The organism is Candidatus Deferrimicrobiaceae bacterium (assembly GCA_036504035.1).
Lineage (GTDB): Bacteria > Desulfobacterota > Deferrimicrobia > Deferrimicrobiales > Deferrimicrobiaceae > JANXPS01.
In genome coordinates, this window is record DASXVV010000009.1 from 387747 (window position 1) to 410710 (window position 22964).

Consider the following 22964-nt stretch of genomic DNA (forward strand, 5'->3'; position numbering starts at 1 on the left):
GTCGATGAACCGGTCCCGCCTGCTGTTCGTGCTCCTTTTCGTACTCTGCCTGCTCTTCCTGGCCGCCTGCGGCGGCTCGTCCTCGCCGGCGACCGGGACCGTGCAGATCCGGTTGACCGACGCCCCGGCGACCGAGAGCGGCATCGACAATGTCTGGATCACCGTCCGGGGGGTCCTGTTTCACCGGCTCGACACCGCCGAGCCCGAAGATGCCGATTGGATCGGCAAGCGGTTCGCCGACAACGAGACCGTCACCCTGAACCTGGCGCGGCTTTCCGGCGGCGCCATGCAGACGGTGTTCGATAATGTGTCGCTGCCGACCGGCCGTTATCGCCAGATCCTGCTGTTCGTCGAGCCGACGCGGGGGCGCGACAACGTCGCGGCGTCCGCCCGGGCGCTGGGCCTGCATTTCAACAACCAGGTCGATACGGCCACGGGGCAGGCGCCCCTGCGCATCCCCGACGCGCTTCGTGGAATCCGTCTCGCAGGCACGTTCGACGTCAACAAGTCGGCCCCTCTCCGGCTCGCCATCGATTTCGACATCGGCCACGACATCGTCCGGATCGCTCGCGGCACGGCCGATGAATACCTGCTAAAACCGCTGCTTCGCATCTTCGACCTTGCCCGCGCCGGCGCCATTACCGGCCGCATCGACGCGGCCGCTGCTTCCGACAACGCTGCATTCTACGTGTTCAAGGCCGAACAGCCCAACGCCGACAACACCTTCCGCGTCGTGCGCCGCTTCACCTCGCTGACCGACAACACGGGCCGCTTCGTCTTCTACCCGATCGCCCCCGGCAAGTACGACATCGTGCTGCGCGGCCGCAACCGCAAGACCGTCATCGTCAAGGGGGTCAACGTGCTCGCCGGAACCACCCCGTCCGTCGGCGCCGCCGACCTGGGGATGGTCCCGATGCCAACCGGCACCGATTTCCAGGTCAACACGCGCGTCTCCCCGTCCGGGTCGTGGGTCTCTTTCTATCAATACCTTCCGGCCGGGATCGATCCGATCGCCTACGAGGTCCGTTTCCGGCACGTCAACCCGTTCACCGGCGCCTTTTCCGACAACATTTCGCTCTCCGCCACAAATCTCCGGGTCGGAAACTGGTCGACCAGCGGCGCGGCAATCGCCTTTTCGGACGTCTCTCCGGTCGACAACACGACCGCCCCCCTCAACGGCACCTTCTTCGCCGTCGCCGATGCGCTCCTCTACGACCGCAGCACGCCGCTCCAGGTCACGCCGCTCGACAACGGAAACACGCTCTCGCTCGGGACGCTCATCCCCTCGGCGCCCGCCGTGGCCAGCACGGCGCGAGGCCGCATCATGATGTTCGCCCCCGGCATGGGGCTGGACAACGGGCTCATGCTCGCGGTCCGGGGCGGGCTGATCGTCGACCGTCTCGACGTGAGCGGCATGATGGGAAACCCGGGGGGTGCATACCAGTTCGCCAACCTCCCCGGCGGCACCGTTCTTTCGCCCTTCAACCCGGGCGTCTACGGGCTCGAGACGTTCGGCTGGACCTCCGCCACGCCCGCGACGTTTGCGGTCGGCTTCCGCAACCTGACGCTCCTGCCGCCCGTCGCCAACCTCCGCTTCGGCGACCGGGGCAACATCGACCTCTGGATGGTGCTGTTGCGCTAGGGCATGATGTTCCAGATGCCCATCATGCCGATGTCCTCGTGCTCGACGATGTGGCAGTGGAACATCGCCATTCCGTCGAAGTCGGCGACCGGCACCAGCAAGCTGGCGCTCCCGAATTTGGGGATGTTCACGACATCTTTCCACGCGGGCTTGTTCGCGTAGAGCGCGGCGGAAGCCGGGTCACCTCCCGAGACCGAGAGGACTTGGCACGGGTTGACATGCTGATGGAACGGGTGGTCCATCCCGCTCTGGTTGACGATCTCCCATACCTCGCAGGTCCCGAGCGACGAGTCCACGGTCGTCGTCGCATTCATGCCGGCGAACGATACCCCGTTGATGTACCCCTTTCCCTGCCCCATGCTCAGCACCAGCCGGCGCGTCGCGACGGATTCGAGGGGAATCCGGACCGCCTCCGGGTCGACCACCGCGGGGATGCCGGCGTCGTTTGCGCTGCTTTTCCCCTTGCAGGACATCGTGAGCAGCGTCACCTGCTGCCCCATGCCTCCGCACCCCCGGTCGTAGGCCAGGGAAAGCAGCCGGTAGTTTCGCGTCGTCGGGTTGGCCTTGACGAGGAGATCGACGCGTTCGCCCGGTGCGACGACGATCTGCGATAACGGATAAGGCCTGTCGAGCAGCCCCCCGTCCGTCCCGACCAGCTGGAGCATGTGCCCCTCGAGCGCCAGCTTGTAGTACCGCGCGTTGCTCGCGTTCAGGATGCGCCACCGCTGCACTTGCCCGGGGCGGATCGGCAGGACCGGGTTGACCTGGCCGTTCACCGTGACCAGGTTCCCCTCCTTGCCGTGCATATAATCCATCATCGTGTCGTAAGGGGCCGGATTGCCGCCAGCGATCGAGATGTCTTTGAGGACCATGAGGTGGGTTTCAAATCCCTCGAGGACCGATAGATCGTCCTCGACGATGAGCGCACCCGCCAAGCCGCCCCAGTATTGCTCGGCGACTGTCCCATGGACGTGTGGATGATAGAAATCGAGCGTGCCGGGCCGGTGCATCGACAGGTTGTATTCGTAGACGAACTCTCCGCCAGGCTCAACCATCACCATGACGTTGTCGGAATTCCCCATGGGAGAGACGTGCAGCCCGTGCGTGTGCAGGTTGGTGATGTCGCGGACATGACCGAGGATGTTCGTCCCCGGAATTGAAAGGGAATTTCGGAAATGGATCCGCAGGGTGTCGGTATTCCTGACGCGGATGGTCGGGCCTGGAAAGGACCCGTTGTATGTCAGCAGGTTCGCGATCGACCCGTTGAGGTTCACCGGGGTGGCACTGGCCTCGAGACTCACCTCGACCAGGTTCTTCGCCAGAGGAAACATGTTCTGCAGCACCGGGGGATCCTGGAAACGCAGGCCGGGGGGAGGATCGATGACGCCCGTGGAACCACCGCCCATTCCGCCCATACCGCCGCCCATCCCTCCCATGCCGCCCCCCATCATCCCGGCCGCCGCCTGGGCGGATTTCAGCCCGAGATACCCGCCGGCAAGCGTGATCGACGACAGCTCCAGAAACTCCCTCCGCGTCACGTTCTTCTTGCCCATATCCGGCCTCCTCTGTTGGTCGGTCGGCAGCGGACTGCCTCCGGACGGAAACTTCGGCAATATCCATACCAGTATTGAATACGTCCTGTTCCGATAGAGCCCCGCCCGGGCGACGGGGGCAATCCTCCTGGTCGAAAGCATTATTTTTGCCAGGACCGGCAGATTATTTCCTGATTTATGGCGTTTCGGGGAACAGGCGGAGGGACGGGATTTGTCAGCGGGCGACGAGCGGAAGCAGGTAGTCCATCAGTTCGCCGCGCGTATAGGTCAGCCGGTAGCGTGCCTCGAACACGTCGTGGGTACTGTTCTGGAGATCGATCCGGGCCCGCGTCAGCAGCGTTTGGGCGTCGATCTGCTCGGTGGAGATCGCGATGCCCTCCCGGTAGCGGTCGTCCTGGATCCGCAGGTTCTCGGTCGCGGCCGTTACGGCCCTTTCGGCGGCCTCACGACGCTGCACCGCCTCGCGCAGGGCGAGGTGCGCCGCCTTGACATCAAGCGCGATCGTGTCCTTGAGGAGCGCGAGTTCGGATTCGCGCCGGTCGACTTGGCGTTGCGCCTGCCTCCGGGCGACCTGGTCGGCGTTCCCGGCGAACAGGTTGATGCGCCCGCCGATCAAAAGGGAAAAAAGGTTGTGGTTGGGGTTGTACCCGTTGCTGTCGTAGGCGTAGCCGGCGCGCCCGAAAAAGGTCGGCCCGAATTCGGCATCGGCCGCGCGGGCGGCTTCCCGCCCTTCCCGGATCGCGCCTTCCTGCGCCCGGATCTCGCGACGCTGGTTCGATGCGGCCAGGACGCTGTCGGCCTGACCGGGAACCGCCGCAAGCGGGACCGGGATATCGCCCGCGTCGGGGAGTACGGCCCGTTCGCCGGAAATTCCCATCCGGAGCGCCAGCCGGGACCGGGCGATCTCGACCCGGTTCTCGGCGGCGACCAGCGCCGCCTCGGCGTTGGCGACCGAGACATCGGCCGCCAGCAAGTCGTTCCTCGCCACGGATCCCTGATCGTAGAGATCACCCGAGACCTTGCGATGCTCGCGCGCAAGGACGAGGGATTCGGCTGCCACCGCCTTGAGCCCTTCGGAGCGACGCGCCGTGATGAAGGCGCCGATAACCTCGAGCGCCTGCCGCTCGCGGGCGACGGCGGCAGCCTCGTTCGCGCCGTCGGCGCGGGCGTCCGCTTGCCCGATGCGGGCCGAGGTGCGGCCGTAGTCGTAGAGCGTCTGCTCGGCGGTCACCCGGATCCCGAAAATGTCCCGGTCGGCGGTGTTGACCGGGAAGCCGTTGATGATGGCCCCCGGCTGCGCGGACAGCATGGTGAGGTCGGCCCCCGCATCGACCCGGGGAAGGTACCCGGCCCTGGCCCGTGCCATCCCGAGACGGGCGACGCCGGCGTCGATGTCGGCGGCCTCGAGTTCGCGCGCGTGGCCCAGGGCGTAGCGGAGCGACTCGACCAGCGTGACGGGCTGCCCGCCTGCAAGCGCCTCGAACGCCGCCGGAGGCGCCGTCGCCGTGGGCGCGGCGTAAGCCGTGGTTGCAAGCAGGAAGGGCAAGGCGATCGATGGAAGACGGTTGCGCTTTCGCATGCGGTAGAGGATAGCGCCAAATATGCCGGGTGGGAAGGGTGCCGGACGCGGAAAGGGGGCCGTGACGGGCCCCCTTTCCTTGCGATCCGATCGTTGCTTTATTCGCCGGACCTAGCAGTCGAAGTAGAGGTAGAACTCGTGCGGATGGGGACGAAGCTTGATCGTGTTGACCTCGGCCTCCATCTTGTACTCGATCCACTTCTCGATGACGTCGGGCGTGAACACGTCGCCCTTGAACAGGAACTCGTTGTCGGCCTCGAGCGCCTTGAGCGATTCCTCGAGCGAGCCCGGGGTGGTCGGAACCTTGGACAGCTCCTCGGGGGACAACGCGTAGATGTCCTTGTCGAGCGGCTGGCCCGGGTCGATCTTGTTCTGGATGCCGTCGAGGCCCGCCATCAGCTGCGCGGCGAACGAAAGGTAGCCGTTGCAGGAGGGGTCGGGCGTGCGGAACTCGAGCCGCTTCGCCTTGGGCGAGGCGGAGTACATCGGGATGCGGACCGACGCGGAACGGTTGCGGCTTGAGTAGGCCAGGTTGACCGGCGCCTCAAAGCCCGGGACGAGCCGCTTGTAGGAGTTCATCGTCGGGTTGGAGAATGCGCAGATCGCCGGTGCGTGCTTGAGGATGCCGCCGATGTACCAGAGCGCCATCTGGGACATTCCGCCGTAGCCGTCCCCTGCGAAGAGCGGCTTTCCGTCCTTCCAGAGCGACTGGTGGGTGTGCATGCCCGATCCGTTGTCACCGAAGAGCGGCTTCGGCATGAAGGTGGCCGTCTTGCCCCATTTGCGGGCGACGTTCTTGACGATGTACTTGTACCACTGGAGATTGTCGGCGATCTTGACCAGCGTGTCGAAGCGAAGGTCGATCTCGGCCTGGCCGGCGGTCGCGACCTCGTGGTGCTGCGCCTCGATCCGGAGGCCGACCTGCTGCATCACCCGGACCATCTCGTCACGCAGATCATGCTGGGAGTCGGTCGGAGGGCACGGGAAGTAGCCTTCCTTGTGGCGCGGCTTGTAGCCCAGGTTCGGGCCTTCGTCGGCGCCGGAGTTCCAGGCGCCTTCCTCGGAGTCGATGAAATAGAAGCCCGAGTTGGCGCCGCCGCCGTAGCGGATGTCGTCGAAGATGAAGAACTCGGCCTCGGGGCCGAAGAACGCCGTGTCGGCCATGCCGGTCGACTTCAGGTAGGCCTCGGCCTTCTTTGCGATGTTGCGCGGGTCGCGGCTGTAGTTCTCTTTCGTGATCGGATCGACGATGTTGCAGATCAGCACGAGGGTCGGGCGGGTGATGAACGGATCGATCTGGGCCGTGCCCGCCTCGGGGATGACGAGCATGTCGGAGGCGTGAATCGGCTGCCAGCCGCGGATCGAGGAGCCGTCGAAGCCGAATCCTTCCTCGAAGCTGTCTTCACTGAGTTCTTCGATCGGCACGGCGAAGTGCTGCCAGGTGCCGATGAAGTCCATGAAGCGGAGATCGACCATCTCGAGGCCCTTGCTCTTTGCGAATTCCAGAACTTCCTTCGGGGTCATGCCTTCCTCCTGAAATATTATTTTTGTGGCGGGAAGCGGACGTCCGGGTCAGATCGCGTCGTGCCCCCGTTCGCCCGTGCGGATGCGCACGATTTCTTCGACATTGGTCACGAAGATCTTGCCGTCGCCGATGCGCCCGGTGCGGGCGGCCTTTTCGACAGCCTCGACCACCTGCGGGACCAGGTCGTCGGAAACGATGATCTCGAGCTTGATCTTGGGCAGGAAGTCGACGACATATTCTGCGCCGCGATAAAGCTCGGTGTGCCCCTTCTGCCGCCCGAATCCCTTGACCTCGGATACGGTCATGCCCTGGACGCCGATGTCGTTGAGCGACTCCTTGACCTCGTCGAGCTTGAACGGCTTGATGATGGCTTCGATCTTCTTCATTGATTTTCACCTCCCGGTTCGCATGGGTAAGCAACAGGCATGCCAGGCCGGGCTACGCGACCGGCCTATCTGAATTTCTTTACGGATTCGATGGGTTTCGAAGGTCGCCCGGTTCGCCGCAATAAACGGCCTGAGGCGTGCCGCGAGACCCGTTGCCTAAAAGTCGATCACGATCTGCCCGATAAACAGGCAGCCGGTGCGTCAGCGTCCGAACTTGCGTTCCTGTCCGGCCACGAGCCGGCGGATGTTTTCGCGATGGGTCCAGAAGACCATGACGCCGATCCCCGCCGAAAGCGCAAGGAGAGGGGGAGGGGCGCCAAGCAGCATCATGGCGGGCATCAGGCCCGCCCCGGCGACGAGCGAGCCGAGCGAGACGTAGCGCGTGGCGGCGAACACGGAGGCGAAAAGGAGAAAGAGGATGCAGGCGGCGGCCGGCGAAAAAGCCAGGACGACGCCGAGCGCCGTGGCGACTCCCTTGCCGCCCCGGAAGCCGAGGTAGACGGGAAACAGGTGGCCGAGGAACGCGGCGCCCGCGGCAGCGGCCGGCAGGACGAGATCGCCCGGCGGCGCCAGCGCCTTTGCCGCGAGTACGGCGGCGGCGCCCTTCGATGCGTCAAGCAGAAGCGTCAGGATGCCGGGCCACTTGCCCAGCGTCCGCGCGACGTTTGTCGCCCCGATGTTGCCGGAGCCGGTGGCCCGGAGGTCGATGCCCCGATCGAACATTTTCGCCACCAGGACGCCGAACGGAACGGCGCCGAGCAGGTAGGACGCCAGCACGAGCGCAGCGGCCGTGAGCCAGGATATCTGCAATACGACTTTCCCCTTTCCGGGCGACGATAAAACCGTCCTGCAACACCGTGCATGATATCAAATAAAACTAAACCGGCGGTTTACGAACGATCATTCGTCCTGTAGAATGACTGCCCTGTCATGAGGAATTATTTCCGCCATATCGCAGCTTCGTTGTCCATGGTGCTCGCGGCGGTCGCCTGCCTGCCTTGCGCGGCCTCGCCGGCGCCTGTGCCTGCGTCCGGCTACCAGTCCGCCTCGGTCTGTGTCGAATGCCACCCGGCGATCTACAAGGCGTGGGCCGCCTCCGAGCACGCGACCGCGTTCACCAGCCCCGAGTTCCAGATCCCCTACGACCGGATCCGCCGGGTCAGCCCCGCCCAGGCATCCCAGTGCGAGCAGTGCCACAACCCGATGAAGTTCCTCATCGCCAAGGGCGATCCGAAGGCCGACATCTTCAGCCAGGAGGGGGTCGGCTGCGATTTTTGCCACTCCGTCGAGAGCGTCAACGCCAAGGGTCCGTGGCCCCGCTACCGGGCAAAGCCGGGCATCAAGTTCGGGCCGCAGGGCGGCAACCCGGCCAACACGGCCCACGTCACCCAGTTTTCGCGCCTCCACATCACGTCCGAATTCTGCGCGGGCTGCCATGAATACCGCAACGAGTACGGCGTCCCGATCCTCACGACGACCAGCGAATGGGAACAGAGCTTCTACCGGGGTGAGCAGGTCCATTGCCAATACTGCCACCTGCCCGAGCTCTTCGACGCCCGCTTCATAGACAAGCAGCAGAAGAAGGGTCCGGTCGACCACGGCATGGTCGGGGGGCACTCCCGCGAGCGCCTCGCCCGCGCCATCCCGATCAAGGCCAACCTCGATTTCTCGGGCGACGAGGCGCGCCTCACCGTCACCCTCAAGAACGAGACCGTCGGGCACAAGACGCCCTCGGGGCTCCCCATGCACAAGATCCGGCTCGCCTCGACGCTCTACGACGCGCAGGGAGCCGTCATCGACCGCAAGGAAGAACTTTTCGAGCGCATCATCGGCGACGGCTCCGGCAAGGCGCTCGAAAAGCCCGAGCAGGTGTTCACCGAGGGGCGCGAAGTGCTCAAGGATAACCGGATCGGGCCCAAGGAATCGCGCGTGGTCGTCCAGAAGTTCTCGCTGCACGGCGTCACGCCCGCATCGGCGTCCATCGCCCTCACCTATGAGCGTCCCATCATCGACCTCTCGCCCTCGCTCAAGTCGGTCGAGATGCCGATCTCCCAGCTCACCATTCCGGCGAAGCCCGAATCGCCGGCGCTCCGCTACCTGATCGTCGCCCTCGTCGTCATCGCACTTCTCGCATTGATCGTCGCCCTCAAGAAACGCAAGTAGCCCCTCAAGACGCCTTCTTCGGGCGCGAGAGGCGAAAAGGACATCCGCCTTGCGATGATCGGGGGAGGGACTTGCCTAGGTTTCTTCGGCTTCTTCGCCGCGCGCGCGCGCCACGCCGGATTCGAACGCGGCACGCTCGACCGCCTCGGCGACCTTCTGGTGCATCTCGAGGTTGAGGATCGACGGGACGAGCTCCCCCGCCTCGGCGAACGAGCTGATGGTCCGGGCGGCCGCGATCTTCATCCGGTTGTTGATCTTGCGCGCGCGGGCGTCGAGCGCCCCCCGGAACAGCCCCGGGAACGCCAGCGCGTTGTTGACGCCGCGGCCGTCGGCTGCGAAAGAGGCGCCCGCTTTCCGGGCATCCTCGGGCCTGATCTCGGGATTCGGGTTGGAGAGCGCCAGGATGACCTGCCCCTTACGGATGCTTTCGGGAACGATGAGCCCGGGGACGCCGGTCGTGCTGATGACGATGTCGGCAGCGGCCATCACCTCGGGCAGCGTCATCGGCTTCCCGCCCGCCTTCTCGAAGATCTCGCGCGCCTCGGGGTTGATGTCGACGCCCACCATCTTGCGGACGCCGTAGGCCATGAGCAGCTTGGCGATGCCCATGCCGGCGGCGCCGAGCCCTACCATGCCCACGACGTCGTTCTTGACCTGCATGCCGGCGTAACGGCTGGCGTTGAGCAGCGCGGCGAGGACGACCACCGCGGTGCCGTGCTGATCGTCGTGCATGACCGGGATGTCGAGCATGTCGCTCAGCCGATCCTCGATCTCGAAGCACTCGGGCGCCTTGATGTCTTCGAGCTTGATGGCGCCGAACGTCGGGGCGATCGCGGCGATGGTGCGGATGATCTCTTCGCTGTCCTTGGAGTCGATCAGAATTGGAAAGCCGTTGATGCCGACCAGGGCGTCGAAGAGCGCCGCCTTGCCCTCCATGACCGGCATGCCCGCGACGGGTCCGATGTCGCCCAGGCCGAGAATGGCGGTGCCGTTGGTCACGATGGCGACCGTGTTGCCGATGGCGGTATAGTCGTACATCCGCTCGGGCTTGCGCTGGATGAGGCGGCAGACCTTGGCGACGCCCGGCGTGTAGATCTTGCGGATGACGGAAATGCTGTCGATGGGGATGCGCGACTTGACCCGGATCTTGCCCCCCTTGTGAAGTTCGAGGACCGGGTCGATGATGTCGGAGATGATGACGCCTTCGACCTTGCCGAGCTCTTCAAGGATCGCCTGGAAATGCGTCTCGTCATTTGCGAAGACGGTGACGTCGCGGGTATTGTATTCGATGCCGTAGTTGACCAGGCGGATATCGCCCAGGCTCCCACCGGCGGCGCCGATGGCGGTGGCCAGGCGTCCGAAGTAGCCCGGCTTGTCGAGAACCATGACCCGGATGTTCTTGACGACCTTGTCTACGCCCTTTTCGATCTGCATGGCGACATCTTATTACAGTCGAAATCCGTTTTGTCAAACAAAGCGCCGGGGGTAGAATAGCGGACCGGCTTATCGGATCGAAATTCGCAGGAATACAAAGCAATCCCGACTGGAGCGGATAACGAATGGGCAGCATCAGGTTGGCGATCGCGGGCGTCGGAAATTGCGCCAGTGCGTTGGTACAGGGCATCGAGCACTATGGGGCCGCCTCCGGTGCTCCGACCGGCGCTTTTTTCGACGGTCTCATCCACCGCGACGTCGGCGGATACCTCCCCGGCGACATCGAGGTGGTCGCCGCATTCGATATCGACCGGCGCAAGGTCGGCCTCCCCTTGCGGGAAGCGATCTTCGCCGCCCCCAACTGCACTCCCCGCTTCGTAGAACGGATGCCGGCCGGCGGCCCGACCGTCCGGATGGCCCCGGTGCTCGACGGCGTGGCGCCCCACATGCGCGACTATCCCGATCGGCAGACCTTCCTTCCGTCCGATGCGCCTCCGTGCGACGTCGAGGCGGTGCTTCGCGAATCGGGCGCCGAGATTCTGGTCTGTTACATGCCGGTCGGCTCCGAACAGGCAGTCCGCTTCTACGCCGAGGCGTGCCTTGCCACGGGCGTGAGCCTGGTCAACTGCGTCCCGGTCTTCGTCGTCTCCGACCCGGCGTGGGGCGAGCGCTTCCGCGAAAAGGGGATTCCGGTGATCGGCGACGACATCAAGTCGCAGCTCGGCGCGACGATCGTTCACCGGGTGCTCGCGAACCTGTTCACCCAGCGAGGCATCCGGGTCCGCCGCACCTACCAGCTCAACACGGGCGGCAACACCGACTTCCTCAACATGCTGAGCCGGGAGCGCCTCGAGTCCAAGAAGATCTCCAAGACCGAGGCCGTAACCTCCGTGCTGGGACACGAGATCGCCGACGACGACGTCCACATCGGGCCGTCCGATTACGTGCCCTGGCAGAAAGACAACAAGCTCTGCTTCCTGCGGATCGAGGGGGAGGGATTCGGAGGCCTGCCGATCGAGCTCGAGCTTCGGCTCTCGGTCACCGATTCGCCCAACAGCGCCGGCGTCGTGATGGATGCGATCCGGTTCTGCCGCATCGGGCGCGACATGGGCATTGCGGGGCCGATGATCGCCCCCGCCGCTTATTACATGAAACACCCGCCGAGGCAGCTCACGGACGACGACGCCCACCGGGAGATCGAGGAGTTCCTGGCCGACCATCGCGCCTGGAAAGCCGCGAAAGAAGCGCAACCCAAGACGCCGCACATCGCGACCAGGTAAACGGGGCGGCGAGCCGGGCGCATTCCGCCGCAAGCCGCACCCTCAGCGCATCGTCCGAAGCGATCGCCGCCAACGCCGCATCGATCCCGCCGGGATCGGCAGGATCGTACGCCAGCCCACCCCCTTCGGATCCGACACGCCTTCCCCAGTAGACCGTCCGGGGCGCCACGATCGGCGTTCCGGACGCGATCGCCTCAAGCGGCACCAGGCCGAACGATTCGTACGGCGACGGGCAGACGACGGCGTCGGCCGCGGCATAGTAGTCCGGCATCGCGTCGTACCTGACCGGCCCGGCATAGGCCACGCCGCCTCCGCCCGCGTCCCCTGCCGGGGCACGCTGCCCCGCGACCACCCCCGTGACGTCACGTCTTCCGGAAGCCCGCAAACGTCTTATCGCGGTTACGGCCTCCTCTGTGTTCTTGGCCGCGTCCGGCCGCGCGGCTACCAGGAACAGGAAGCAGGCAGGGTCGATCCCAAGCCTCCTCCGGGCGGCTTCGCGCGCAGGGGGATGGCGGAACCGGTCATCGACGCCCGGCGGGATGACGACCCCGCGGGGGGATGCCTCCAATCGCCAGCGCACCGTCTCGGCCAGGTCGAACGCCGACAGGCAGACCATCGCGTCGACGGAAGCGGCCAACGCTCGTTCGGAGGCCATCCGGATGCACGCATGGGCGTCGGGGACGGTTCCGGGCACGCGATGCTTCCGCTCCTCGATCGTGTGGAACATGAAGGCCAGGGGCAGCGCGGACAAACGGCCTGAGCGGGCGCCGCAGACGGCGCGCGCCGCGATCCCCGACATCCAGTAATGCGCCGACACGGCGCCATACTCGTCGAGGCGATCGCCCACCAGCGTGCGAGCGGCGGAGATGAAGCGCGGCAAGGCGCGCAATGCCCCTTCCCGGGTCGGGGGCTCCTCCTCCCAGCCGCAAGGCAGGTGCAGCACCCGGACGCCGGGAACCGGCCGCGAGACGGCAACCACGCTTTTCGTGCCGCGCGTCAACACATCCGTTTCGATACCGCTCGCGGCGAGCGCCGGAAGCAGTCCCGACAGGAATACGTTCATCCCCCCGGAAAGCCCCTTCCCCGGAGGTTCGTACGGGCAGGTGTGATAGGAAAACAGAAGGTGGCGCACGGTCAGGCGCGGGTGATCGTCGCCCGATAGACGGCTCGGTCGACGCCGCCGAGGTCGTACTTGTACCGCTCGGTGCCGCGCAGGAAGTCGTACTCCCGGAACCCCTCGGCGATCGCCCGTTCGATGGCGCGCGCGATGAGCACCAGCCCCGCATTCGCGTCCCGGTGCGCCGGGTCGAACCCGGAATTGTAGAGCAGGAGCCGGTCGCCCGCGACGATCTGGAAAGCGGCCGCAACGTCCCCGGGTTCGCCGGAGAGAAGCGCCAGCCGCAACGTGCCGTCCTCCGCGAACCTCTGCGCCACCTCGGAGAAAAAGGCCGCCATCGCCTCGGTCATGAACGCAGCCTTGTCGGGATGGCTTTTCCGGTGCAAATCGAGGAAGGCCGGGAAAGCGGAGGCCACCTCGCCGGGATCGCGGCACACGCGGAAAGAGATCCCGGGCAACGCCTCCCCCGCCCGCCGCATCTTGCGGCGCAGCTCGTGGCGCGCCTTCTTGTCGAGCCCCTCCACATATTCATCGAAGGAACCCGGCAGCGACATGCAGGGCGATCTTTCGATCTCCTCGATCTGCAGGGATAATCCTGCAACCGCGCAACGAAGGGCAAGATGCTCGAGCGTAGGCGTTCCGGCGACCAGGTTCTGGAGGACCAGCGGACCCGCCTCGAGCAAGACGCCAAACTCCCCGATCACGGCGTCCCAGAAAGACGCTTCCATCCCCGGGACGATCAGGGCATCGAGGATGTCCGCGACGTCGGTCCCCCCCATGAGTTCCCACCCCGGGTACTCGTCCCCCCGTTCGCAGAGGAAGAGGAAGCCGCTTGCAACGCCGGACGATTCCCACCGCGCGATCCGCCGGCGACGGCCGGATGCGAATGCGATTTCCCATGGCAAGAGGAAGGAAGGGGACAGGAAGGGGGAGCGCGCCGCGGAGCGTTCGTGGACGGATCGCCACTCACCGGCTTCGATGTCTGTCGCCCGGTCGAGCCATGAGATCGGCATGGCGTCAGGCCACCGGGATCGTGGCGGAAATCGGCAGAACGACGGTGAACGTCGCGCCCGCGCCGGGCTCGCTCTCGACCCGGATCTCGCCCCCATGCCGCTTGACGATCCCGTAGCTGACCGAGAGACCGAGGCCCGTCCCCTCGCCGACCGGCTTGGTCGTGAAGAAGGGGTCGAAGATGCGGTGCCGGAATTCGGGAGGGATGCCCTTTCCGGTATCGGACACCGAGATGAAGACCGTTTCTCCGGAAAGCCCCGTTCGCACGGTCAGCACCCCGCCTTCCGGCATCGCCTGGGAGGCGTTGAGTATGAGGTTGGTGAATACCTGCTGCAATTGCATCGGATTGCCCCGGATCACGGGAAGCGCCGGGTAAAGCTCCCGCACGAGCTCGATATGCCCCTGCTTGAGCTGCTTGGCCACGAACACCAGCGTCCTTTCGAGAAGATCGTTAAGGTGTACGTCGGCGATCTCCTCATCGTGCTGGCGGGCGAACTTGAGCATGTCGAGGATGATCGACCGGCACCGTTGCGACAGCTCGTCGATGTGACCGAAGTACGTGATCATCCGGTCGACGTCGGCCGGGGTGATCTCGGCCCGCGGCTTGTCCCGGAAGAGCTCGATGCCCAGCTCGGAGTAGCCCATGATCCCGCTGAGGGGATTGTTGAGCTCGTGCGCGACGCCCGCGGCCAATTGCCCCATGGCGGCCAGCTTCTCGACCTCGACCATGCCGAGGTGCAGTTTCTCGAGCTCCCGGGTCTTTTCGGCGACGCGCTGTTCGAGCGTGCGATTCCAGGCGGAGATCTCGCGAACCGCGCCATCGAGCGACAGGCTCATCCGGTTGAAGGCGCCGGCAAGCTCGCCGACCTCGTCTTCGCCGCCGACGGGGATCGTCTCGCCATAGCGCCCCTCGGAGATCTCGCCGGCCAGCCGTGTCAACTTCTTGAGCGGGCGCAGCGCCTGCACGATCAGCAGCAGGAATACGACCGCCGTCACGCCGGCGAACGCGAGCGCGCCGCCCACGATTCCGATCGTCGTGTGAAAGAGCGTCAGCGATTCCCCGGTGCGCGACCGGGAAAAGCCGACGGCGAGGACGCGACCGTCGAACGTGTGGAGTGGAGTCACGACGACCGCCTGCGGGTCCGGGTTGCAGTCGAAGATGAAATAGAGCGGCTTCCCACCCTCGAGGAGGCGCCAGCCGGCCGCCGTGAATAGCGTCTCCTTGATGCATTGCATGCAGCTGTAGCACGTCGACGAGGTGGCAATCTGTTCGTCCTTCAGAAACAGGGAGATGTCCCCCCCCAGGGCGTCCTTTTCCTGCCGCAGGAACTGGCGACCGATCGGCATCGACGCCGTGATGACACGCCGTTCGGAGCCGGAACCGACCGGAACCGCGGCGACGATGCTCACGCGCTTCGGCGAGCCGCCCGAAAGCACGTAATCGACCGTGGGCATGCCGGCGAACGCGCGCCGGAGGAGATCGCCGTATTCCTTCGTGACCTCGGCCTGGCGCACCTCGTCGACCTCGATGTTCAGGGAACGGGCCTTCTCGACCAGGGAGATCGTGAGCGGCGACGTTTCCCGGCCGGCCCCGCTCTCGTCGGAGCTGGAGGCCATGAGGTCCGCCAGGACCGACACCTCCTGCCGTGCCTGCCCAAGATCGCTGACGAGATTGCCCATCGATGAGACCAGCTCGCGGCGCGTCGCGTTCTCGAGGTCGCGCTTGATGACGGTCCGCAGCAGCAGGATGCCGGCGACGCTGACCGCGACGAGCAGGAGGGCGAATGCCGCAGCCAGCCTGAAGGCGAGGTGCTTCCGCAATGCGGAAAGGAACGGAACCCTCATTTCTTCTCCAACGGGTATCCGGTATCGCTCGCGAGCGCGTAGACGTTCGCATAATCCGCATCGGCCGTCGGGACAAACCGGTCGGCGCCCAGCGCCTCGAGCGATCGCCTGCCGGCCACGCTCTTGTGAATCGACAGGAGCAGGTCGCGGAACCGTCCCACCTGCCGCGCGTTCATCTCGCGGGAGACGACCAACGCGTTCTCGGGAAAAGTGGACGTCCGGTCGATCTCCCGAAGATGCGCGGCCACGCCGGGCTCGGTCCGCACGATGCGCCGGAGGACGAGGTCCTTGACCGCCGCCGCGTCGGCCTTTCCTTCGAGCACCATCCGGATGGCCTCTTCATGGGATCGGGCCCGGATCGCCTGGCCGAAGAACGCCACGGGATCGCTTGCGCCCATCTTCCGCTGGATCGACCGCATGCATAGCTCGCCGGCGGAGGTGTCGGGGACGTAGGCAAACCGTTTCCCGCGCAAAGCCGAAAGGCTCCTGAGGGAGCCGTCGGCACGGACCACCACCACCCCCCGATACCACGAGACCCCTTCGGCCTCGGGCCGGGCCACGGGAACGATGCCGAACCGGGTCTTCAGGCGCGCATACGCCAGGCTGCCGACAAAGGCAGCATCGATCCGTCCCTCCTGGAACGCTTGAACCACGTCCTCGTAGGTCAGGAGAAGCTTGATTCTCGTATCGACGTCGAGCTGCTCGGCAATCATCTGGGAGATGCCCGCGTACCTTTTCTCCTGGACGATGGCGCCGAGTTCGGGGATCACCCCGATGGTCAGCGTTCCGGACAGCGGCGACTTCTTCTTCGGGGTGGCATCGCCATCGGTCGCCCGGCAGTGGCAGGAAGTGACCGGAAACTTGTCGACGGCCGCGACCAGCCCCAGGGAGGTGATCTGGTGGACTCCTTCGACGGAAACGAGGTGGTTCGCCATCTCCTTGACCGGATCGGGCGCGTCTTTCCGGAAGATCATGGCGTATTCCAGGCGGTAGGGGTAGGCGGCTTCCCGGTCGCCGGAGGAAACGGGCGGCCGGCCGTCGATCGCCAGCGGGACGACCGGGAACTTCTCGACCAGTGTCCGTGACAGGGGAACGCAGGCAAGGATGCCCGTAATCGACCGGGTCGCATGCAGGACGGCCTCACTCGTCTCGATCGGGAGGGCGGAGGAGCGCGAGGCCGGCGAGTGCCCCGCCACCGACTCGGCGGCGGCCCGCAGCGTCGAGTTGGCAGGCCGCTCGACGACCCGGATCGGGAGGTCCTTCCCGCCCACTTCCTTCCAGTTGGCGATGCGGCCGCCGTAGATGGCGGCCAGCTGGGCGGAGGTGAGGGCGGTCACGCCGGCATCCTCCCCGGCGATGAAGACTGCGCCGTCCCAGGCGAACGGAACGTAGTTGATGTCGCCCTCGATGATCCCGGGCCCCGGCCTCCGGGCCGTCACCCCGAGGTCGGCGGCCCCCTTCCGGATGATACCCGGGATGTCGGCCGACTGCGCGTGAATGATTTCGACCGTCAGGTCCGCACTCGCGGAGTATCCCTCGACCAGCTTCCGGAACGCGGAGATGTTCTCGTCGGAGGCGACGACGCGAATGATCTTGCGGGAATCGGCGGGCGCCGGCAGCACCTCGACCCGGTGCTTGTTCGCGTCGCACCCGGCCGCAACCGAAAGCAGGAGGACGGCCGCCGAAAGTATCGAAGGGATGCGGGGGAAACTCATTTCGGGCCGTCAGCGCCCCCTGCGCCCGGAACGGCTGGGGTGCCGGAAGCCGGGGCGAAGGCGCTGCGCAGCGTCATCAGGCGCAAGGCAGCCTCCTCGGCAACCCCGTTCGCCGCGGACGCGACCGATTCACGCACGCCGTCCGGCGTGACGAAAAACGGCTCTGACGTCCAGACGTCCGATGAGATCACACCGCTGTTCCATCCGCCCGGTACCCCCTCCCCCTCTGCGGAAACAGTCAACCCGATGGATGCGAAGGACTCGACCTTGACGGAGTGGATGCGCTTGGCGCTGACCCGGAAATCGTCGATCCGGCCGCGAACCGTCACCAGGACGCCCGCCGGGACGTGCCCGGCCATCGACACCCGGACGACGGGGACCCCCCGTTCGAAGAGGGACGCCGACACGAGGTCGGCGACCGCCGCGCCCGGTGTGCCTTTCCACATGATCGGCCGCACGTTGTCGAAGTCGCGTCCAAGGACCGCGTCTTCCCCGCCGGCATATTCGAAATCGACCACGGCGACGCGCGGAAGGACGTTGTCGGACGAAATCGTCCGACCCGGGGAGAGCAGGCTCCCGGTAAGCGAGAGCGGCCGCCCCGAAGCGCACCCGCATCCCATCGCCGCGATCATCAGCCCGATCAGGATCAACCGTTTATTCCCTGGCACGAATTCCTCCGAATGATGTTCCGACCTGCGCCGTTCCGATGGCAGGCCTGCTTTAACTCTATGGGATTCCCGGGAATCTTTCAACGGCGCCGCCACTTGAAAGCGTGCGGCTCGATGGCGTATCTTGAACTTCCCGCCCGGGAAAGCCTGGAGCCGGGGCAGACAAGGAGAACATATGCCCGCAGCGGCCGAAATACGGGAAGCGATCCTCAAGGGGTCCTGGATCCGCAAGATGTTCGAGGAGGGGGCCCAGCTCAAGGCCGCGATCGGCGCCGACAAGGTGTACGATTTCACGCTCGGCAACCCCTACGGCAACCCTCCGCCCCGTCTCGCGGCCGAGATCGCCCGACTCGCCGACCACCCGGCTGCCGACCTCCACAAATACATGTCCAACGCGGGATTTCCCGAAGTCCGCGAAACCATCGCCGGGTCTCTGGCGAAATCGACCGGCGTTCCCTTTTCCGGAAGCATGCTCGTCATGACGGCCGGCGCTGCGGGCGCCCTCAACATCGCGCTGCATGCGCTGCTGTCTCCCGGCGATGAGGTGATCGTCGTCGCCCCCTATTTCGTCGAGTACATGTTCTACATCCGCAACGCCGGCGGGGTGCCGGTCGTGGCCGAGTCCGATGCCGACTTTCGGCTCGACCCGTCCGCCGTCGCCGCTGCGCTGACGGCCCGGACCAAGGCGATCATCCTCAATACGCCCAACAACCCGACCGGCACGATCTACCCTGAAAGCGCGCTGCGCGCGCTCGATGTGCACCTCGCCGAACGGGAGCGGGCGACCGGGAATCCGATCTACGTGATCTCCGACGAGCCCTATCGGAAGATCGTCCATCCCGGCAACCGTTTCGATCCGCCCGCCGCGTCGCTCCGGAATTGCCTCGTAGCCTACTCCCACTCCAAGGATCTGAACATCCCGGGCGAGCGGATCGGCTACCTGGCCGTCAGCCCCCGCGCCGCCGACGCGGACGAAGTCGCCGAGGCGTGCGTGTTCTGCAACCGGGTGCTCGGGTTCGTCAACGCGCCGTCGCTGATGCAGCGCGCGGTCGCATCGCTCCAGGACGAGCCCGCCGACATGTCGGTGTACACCGCCAATCGCGACGCTCTCCTCGAGGTCCTCGGCGAGTCCGGCTTCCGCGTCCTCCCGCCGGGGGGCGCGTTCTACCTGTTCGTCCCCACGCCCGGCGCCGACGAAATGGAATTCGTCTCGGCCGCGCACGCCGAAAACGTGCTTGTCGTCCCCGGGAGCGGATTCGGTAGGCCCGGGCACTTCCGGGTGGCTTACTGCGTGTCCCCCGGCACCGTCGAACGCTCGCTGCCAGCATGGCGCCGCCTTGGCGAACGGTTTTTCGGAAAGCGTGGTGGCCGCTCATGAAGCTTCCATGGCGCCGGGACATCGCGAGGATGACGGGCTATGCCCCGGGCGAACAGCCGCGCGAAGAGGGATTCGTCAAGCTCAACACCAACGAGAATCCGTACCCGCCTTCGCCGAAGGTGCGCAAGGCGATCCTGGGGGGGCTCGACGCCTCGCTACGGCTCTATCCTTCCCCCGACGCCGCCGTGCTGCGCCGACAGGCGGCGCTGACCTACGGAATAGACGAAGACCGCATCATCGCCGGCAACGGGTCGGACGACTTGCTGGCCATGATCGTCCGGTGCTTCGTCTCCGAAGGGGGAACGCTCGCCTGCCCCACCCCGACCTACACGCTCTACGACACGCTGGTCACGATCCAGGGCGGGAAAGTGAAAGGCGTCCCCTATCCCGACGACTATGCGCTTCCGAAGGCGCTCTTCCGCAACCGGGCGCCGGTCACCATCGTCGCGAACCCCAACTCACCCTCCGGAACGGTCGTACCTTACGGGCAGCTGGCCGACCTGGCCGACGCGGTCCCGGGCCTGCTCGTGATCGACGAGGCCTACGCCGATTTCGCGGAGGAAACGGCCCTCCCCCTGGCCCGCGAAAAGGAAAACGTCATCGTGCTGCGCACTTTTTCGAAGTCATTCTCCCTGGCGGGCATGCGGATCGGCCTGGGCTTCGCCCACCCCGAGGTCATCGAAGGGCTGAACAAGGTCAAGGACTCCTACAACATGAGCCGGCTGTCGATTCTGGCGGGAGAAGCGGCGCTGAAGGATGCCGCGTGGATGGAGCGCAACGTCGGGAAGGTCCGGGCGACGCGGGCGCGGCTGGCCGCGATGCTGCCCGAGGCGGGGTTCGTTCCCTACCCGTCCCAGGCCAATTTCATCCTCGCGCGGCGCTCCGGCGGCGATTCCGCACGGCCCGTCTACGAAGCGCTCAAGCAGCGCAAGGTGCTGGTTCGCTATTTCGACACGCCGCGGCTATCCGATTGCCTGCGCATCACGGTCGGCACCGATGCGGAGATCGACGCGCTGCTCGGGGCGATGAAGGAGATCGGGCGCGGCGGTGGCCGCGCCCGCAAGAACGCTAAAGGGTGATCCGCCAGTTCCCCCCGCCTTCGCGGTTGCGCCATTCGGCCCGGATCGTTCCGTCGGGAGAACGACGCAGCAGGTGGAAGCAGTATTCCGCCTCGGTGCCCGAGGGGCCCGCCAGGTAGCCCTCGAAAACGCGCGGCACCGGACGATCCGAGATCGCCGCCTGCCGTTCGGCTGCGAATTGCGCCGGATCGGCGGCAAAGAAGTGGTTTCCCGATCCCAGAGGACCTTCCCCGTAATTCTTGATCTCCATGACTGTGAGGTTGGATGCGCCCCACGCGGCGTCTCCCCAGAGCAGGCGCGCGGCGACGACGTCGCCCGATGCGTCGGAGAAGGTGATGCGCGCCGAGGCGATCTTGTCCTGGCGCAGCTGCCCGTCGACCGGGTCGACGTGATAGAGGAAGTAGGGCATCGGGCGCGCCTTCAGCACCGAAAGCGCCTCGGGCGCCTCGACGACCGGGACGCCCCCGTCCCCCGCGGGAATCGAAAGCCGGCACAGCGCATCGGACGGTTTTTTCCGCATGGCGCCGAACCCGAAGCGGACGACGGCGCCCGGGGCGGGATGCCTGAGGGGCAGCAGCATCCGGAACATCCCGCGCCCGGGAGCCGGTCCGAGATTACCGGGGGGGAGCTCTTCGAGGCGGGTCATCCCCTCCTCCGCGGCGCCTTCAGCCAACGCCAGTTCGAACCGGGGGGAATACCACTCGCCGCCGCCCGAAACGGTCGAATAGCGGTAGCGAATCAGCAGCGGACGATCGGGTGACGGGTCCGGGAGGAACAGGAAGGTCTCGCGGACCCCGGCGTCCCGTCCCGGAGGCATGACGCACGACGCGCGAGAGATGACGGATCCCGTCTTCGGCTCGACCATCGAATAATGGATGACCACCAACTCGGGGCATCCCTCACCGTCTGAAAACTCACGCCGGAGCAACAGCATCGTTTCTTACCCCTTCCCGGGCCCACGCCCCCACCGTTTGTCCATGCATGAATCCATTTGTATACCCTTCCGGAAACGGAAATAAAGACCAATGTGCGGCATTATCCGTAGCCGAGCTGCGAGAGCGCCTCCTCGTCGAGCCCGAAATAATGGCCGATCTCGTGGAGGAGCGTGATCCGGATCTGACGCTGCAATTCGGCGGGATCGGGGAAGTCCTCTTCGAGCGGCCCCTGATAAATGGAGATGACGTCGGGCAGGCGATAGGGATCGCCCACGGAGCGCTCGGGAAGCGGGGTGCCCTGGTAAAAGCCGTAGATCGTGCCCACCTCTGGGACCCCCAGGTCGTCCAGGAGATCGTCCGGGGGCCAGCCCTCGACCACGATCGCGAGGTCGTCGAGCGCATCGCGGAACTCGGCGGGAAGAGCCTCGATCGCTCCGGCCAGGATCCGGTCGAACCGGGAGGGGCGCATGGGAAGAATCCGCCTTTATTTCCGGCGATGCACTTTCATCCCGGCCCTGATGCGTGCAATGGCTTCTTCCGGCAGCGACGCCGTGAGGGAGTACCCTTCGTCCGCCCGGATCTTTTCGATGGTGACCGGCACCTCGTCGCGCTCGTCGGAGCCGACCACCACGTAAAGCCTTTCGCCGGTCACGGCATAGGGCGTAATAAAGGAAAGGGCGAGCTGCCGGCCAATCACGGCCGTCACTTTCCCCTCGTTCACGAACGCGTCGAGAACGGGGCGATCGGTCACGAACGATTCGAGATAGGCCTTCGTCCGGAGCGTGTTCTTGAGGTCGATGACGAAATCCTGCCGCTGGAGGTAGACGGCACCGTCGAGCGTCTCGCTCGACATGAGGAGCTGCGGGGAAAAGACGAGCTGCTCTTCGAGCGAAAGCTCGCCCAAGGGAATGATCGTGCGCACCGTGCCGGGTGCGTTGAAGATGAGCGGGACGAGCGCCTCGTCGATACCGTACTGCTGCGTCAGCAACCGGTGCAGCTCCCAATAGATCACTTCGCGCGCCTGCAGGAGCGGCGTCTGTTGGGCGGATGCGGCCTTCGGGCCGAACGGGTTGAAGCCGACCTGGATACGCACTGGGAAAAAGAAGGGGTTGGTCTCCTCCCGGTTCCAGTTCCGCATGATCTCTTGCGCGATCCGGTTGCCGAGTCGGTGATATTTTTCGATCTTGTTGAGGGTCGATCGGGAGGTGACCTTGCCGCTTCCTCCGTCGTCTTCCATCAGCGCATTGCCCATCGCATGCCGAAGGGAGTTCTGCTGCTCGTGGATGGCCGTCAGCCGGCGGTTGAGCGCTTCGGTCGTCAGCGGGATGCGCCAGTTGACGAATGGAGTCCATGCGTCGAGGTCGATGGCGTCGAACAGGGCTGCGGGAAGCGTCTCGGTGTAACTGCTGTCGTCGTAGACGGAGGTGAGCTTGAGCGTCATGCGCTCGCGGGTCTTCCGGTTCTCGATCGTCACCGACCCCTGGCCGTCGAGCTCGAACTCGGACAGCGAGGTGACCAGCTTTCCGGATGACTTCCTCAGGAGCCGGCCGTCGATCCGGAGCACCAGGAACTCGTCGGCAGACGCGGCAGAAGCGAGAACCGACAGCAGGACCAGAAAAAAGACGATGCATTTTCTAACCATGCCCAACGCTCC

The 22964-nt window shown here is 65.6% G+C and carries 19 protein-coding genes; 5 read left to right on the top strand and 14 right to left on the bottom strand.

The window, feature by feature from the left end; translation table 11 throughout:
- Positions 1 to 4 precede the first annotated feature (4 nt).
- Positions 5 to 1642 (top strand): DUF4382 domain-containing protein, encoded by a 1638-nt coding sequence (locus tag VGK27_07515; protein ID HEY3489951.1) that lies wholly within the window; start codon positions 5 to 7, stop codon positions 1640 to 1642.
- Here the strand turns inward: VGK27_07515 and VGK27_07520 are convergent.
- The 5 genes from VGK27_07520 to plsY form a co-directional block, all read right to left on the bottom strand.
- On the bottom strand, positions 1639 to 3195 hold the full coding sequence (locus tag VGK27_07520) for a multicopper oxidase family protein (GenBank protein HEY3489952.1): 1557 nt from the start codon (positions 3193 to 3195) through the stop codon (positions 1639 to 1641). The genes VGK27_07515 and VGK27_07520 overlap by 4 nt on opposite strands.
- Before the next feature lie 214 nt (positions 3196 to 3409).
- Positions 3410 to 4774, bottom strand: coding sequence for a TolC family protein (locus VGK27_07525; GenBank protein ID HEY3489953.1), 1365 nt, complete (start codon positions 4772 to 4774; stop codon positions 3410 to 3412).
- Between the two features lie 111 nt (positions 4775 to 4885).
- Entirely contained in the window at positions 4886 to 6298 is a 1413-nt protein-coding gene (gene glnA, locus VGK27_07530) for a type I glutamate--ammonia ligase (protein HEY3489954.1), read from the bottom strand.
- 48 nt (positions 6299 to 6346) lie between these two features.
- On the bottom strand, positions 6347 to 6685 hold the full coding sequence (locus VGK27_07535; protein HEY3489955.1) for a P-II family nitrogen regulator: 339 nt from the start codon (positions 6683 to 6685) through the stop codon (positions 6347 to 6349).
- 201 nt (positions 6686 to 6886) lie between these two features.
- Positions 6887 to 7495 carry a glycerol-3-phosphate 1-O-acyltransferase PlsY gene (plsY, locus tag VGK27_07540; GenBank protein HEY3489956.1) on the bottom strand — a complete coding sequence of 203 codons (609 nt, stop codon included), beginning with the start codon at positions 7493 to 7495 and terminating at the stop codon, positions 6887 to 6889.
- A 120-nt stretch (positions 7496 to 7615) separates the two neighbouring features.
- On the opposite strand from plsY, the gene VGK27_07545 reads away from it, so the two are divergent.
- The gene (locus tag VGK27_07545; protein HEY3489957.1) at positions 7616 to 8848 is read left to right on the top strand and encodes a multiheme c-type cytochrome; all 1233 of its coding nucleotides are present in this window, start codon (positions 7616 to 7618) and stop codon (positions 8846 to 8848) included.
- 75 nt (positions 8849 to 8923) lie between these two features.
- Here the strand turns inward: VGK27_07545 and VGK27_07550 are convergent, their stop codons facing one another.
- Positions 8924 to 10282, bottom strand: coding sequence for an NAD-dependent malic enzyme (locus VGK27_07550; protein ID HEY3489958.1), 1359 nt, complete (start codon positions 10280 to 10282; stop codon positions 8924 to 8926).
- Positions 10283 to 10407: 125 nt separating this feature from the next.
- Here VGK27_07550 and VGK27_07555 point away from each other — a divergent pair, with 125 nt between their 5' ends.
- A complete protein-coding gene (locus tag VGK27_07555; GenBank protein HEY3489959.1) occupies positions 10408 to 11562 on the top strand; it encodes an inositol-3-phosphate synthase in 1155 nt (384 codons plus the stop codon).
- On the opposite strand, the gene VGK27_07560 is transcribed toward VGK27_07555, so the two are convergent.
- The 5 genes from VGK27_07560 to VGK27_07580 form a co-directional block, all read right to left on the bottom strand.
- A complete protein-coding gene (locus VGK27_07560) occupies positions 11453 to 12625 on the bottom strand; it encodes a glycosyltransferase (GenBank protein ID HEY3489960.1) in 1173 nt (390 codons plus the stop codon). The two genes, VGK27_07555 and VGK27_07560, sit on opposite strands and share 110 nt — an antisense overlap.
- A 71-nt stretch (positions 12626 to 12696) precedes the next feature.
- A complete protein-coding gene (locus VGK27_07565) occupies positions 12697 to 13692 on the bottom strand; it encodes a GNAT family N-acetyltransferase (protein ID HEY3489961.1) in 996 nt (331 codons plus the stop codon).
- Between the two features lie 4 nt (positions 13693 to 13696).
- Complete coding sequence (locus tag VGK27_07570) at positions 13697 to 15535, bottom strand: ATP-binding protein (GenBank protein HEY3489962.1); 1839 nt, start codon at positions 15533 to 15535, stop codon at positions 13697 to 13699.
- A complete protein-coding gene (locus VGK27_07575) occupies positions 15532 to 17250 on the bottom strand; it encodes a PhnD/SsuA/transferrin family substrate-binding protein (protein HEY3489963.1) in 1719 nt (572 codons plus the stop codon). The genes VGK27_07570 and VGK27_07575 overlap by 4 nt, the downstream gene beginning before the upstream one ends.
- On the bottom strand, positions 17247 to 17918 hold the full coding sequence (locus tag VGK27_07580) for a hypothetical protein (protein HEY3489964.1): 672 nt from the start codon (positions 17916 to 17918) through the stop codon (positions 17247 to 17249). Before VGK27_07580 ends, VGK27_07575 begins: the two co-directional genes overlap by 4 nt.
- A gap of 175 nt (positions 17919 to 18093) precedes the next feature.
- On the opposite strand from VGK27_07580, the gene VGK27_07585 reads away from it, so the two are divergent.
- Together VGK27_07585 and hisC are read left to right on the top strand one after the other, a co-directional pair.
- Positions 18094 to 19296, top strand: coding sequence for a pyridoxal phosphate-dependent aminotransferase (locus tag VGK27_07585; GenBank protein ID HEY3489965.1), 1203 nt, complete (start codon positions 18094 to 18096; stop codon positions 19294 to 19296).
- Entirely contained in the window at positions 19293 to 20375 is a 1083-nt protein-coding gene (gene hisC, locus VGK27_07590) for a histidinol-phosphate transaminase (GenBank protein HEY3489966.1), read from the top strand. The genes VGK27_07585 and hisC overlap by 4 nt, the downstream gene beginning before the upstream one ends.
- On the opposite strand, the gene VGK27_07595 is transcribed toward hisC, so the two are convergent.
- From VGK27_07595 to VGK27_07605, 3 genes are all read right to left on the bottom strand, one after another.
- Entirely contained in the window at positions 20365 to 21309 is a 945-nt protein-coding gene (locus VGK27_07595) for a hypothetical protein (GenBank protein ID HEY3489967.1), read from the bottom strand. The two genes, hisC and VGK27_07595, sit on opposite strands and share 11 nt — an antisense overlap.
- Before the next feature lie 101 nt (positions 21310 to 21410).
- Positions 21411 to 21779, bottom strand: coding sequence for a metallopeptidase family protein (locus VGK27_07600; protein HEY3489968.1), 369 nt, complete (start codon positions 21777 to 21779; stop codon positions 21411 to 21413).
- A gap of 15 nt (positions 21780 to 21794) precedes the next feature.
- Positions 21795 to 22952, bottom strand: a complete 1158-nt coding sequence (locus VGK27_07605) for a hypothetical protein (protein ID HEY3489969.1) — start codon at positions 22950 to 22952, stop codon at positions 21795 to 21797.
- Positions 22953 to 22964: the final 12 nt, after the last annotated feature.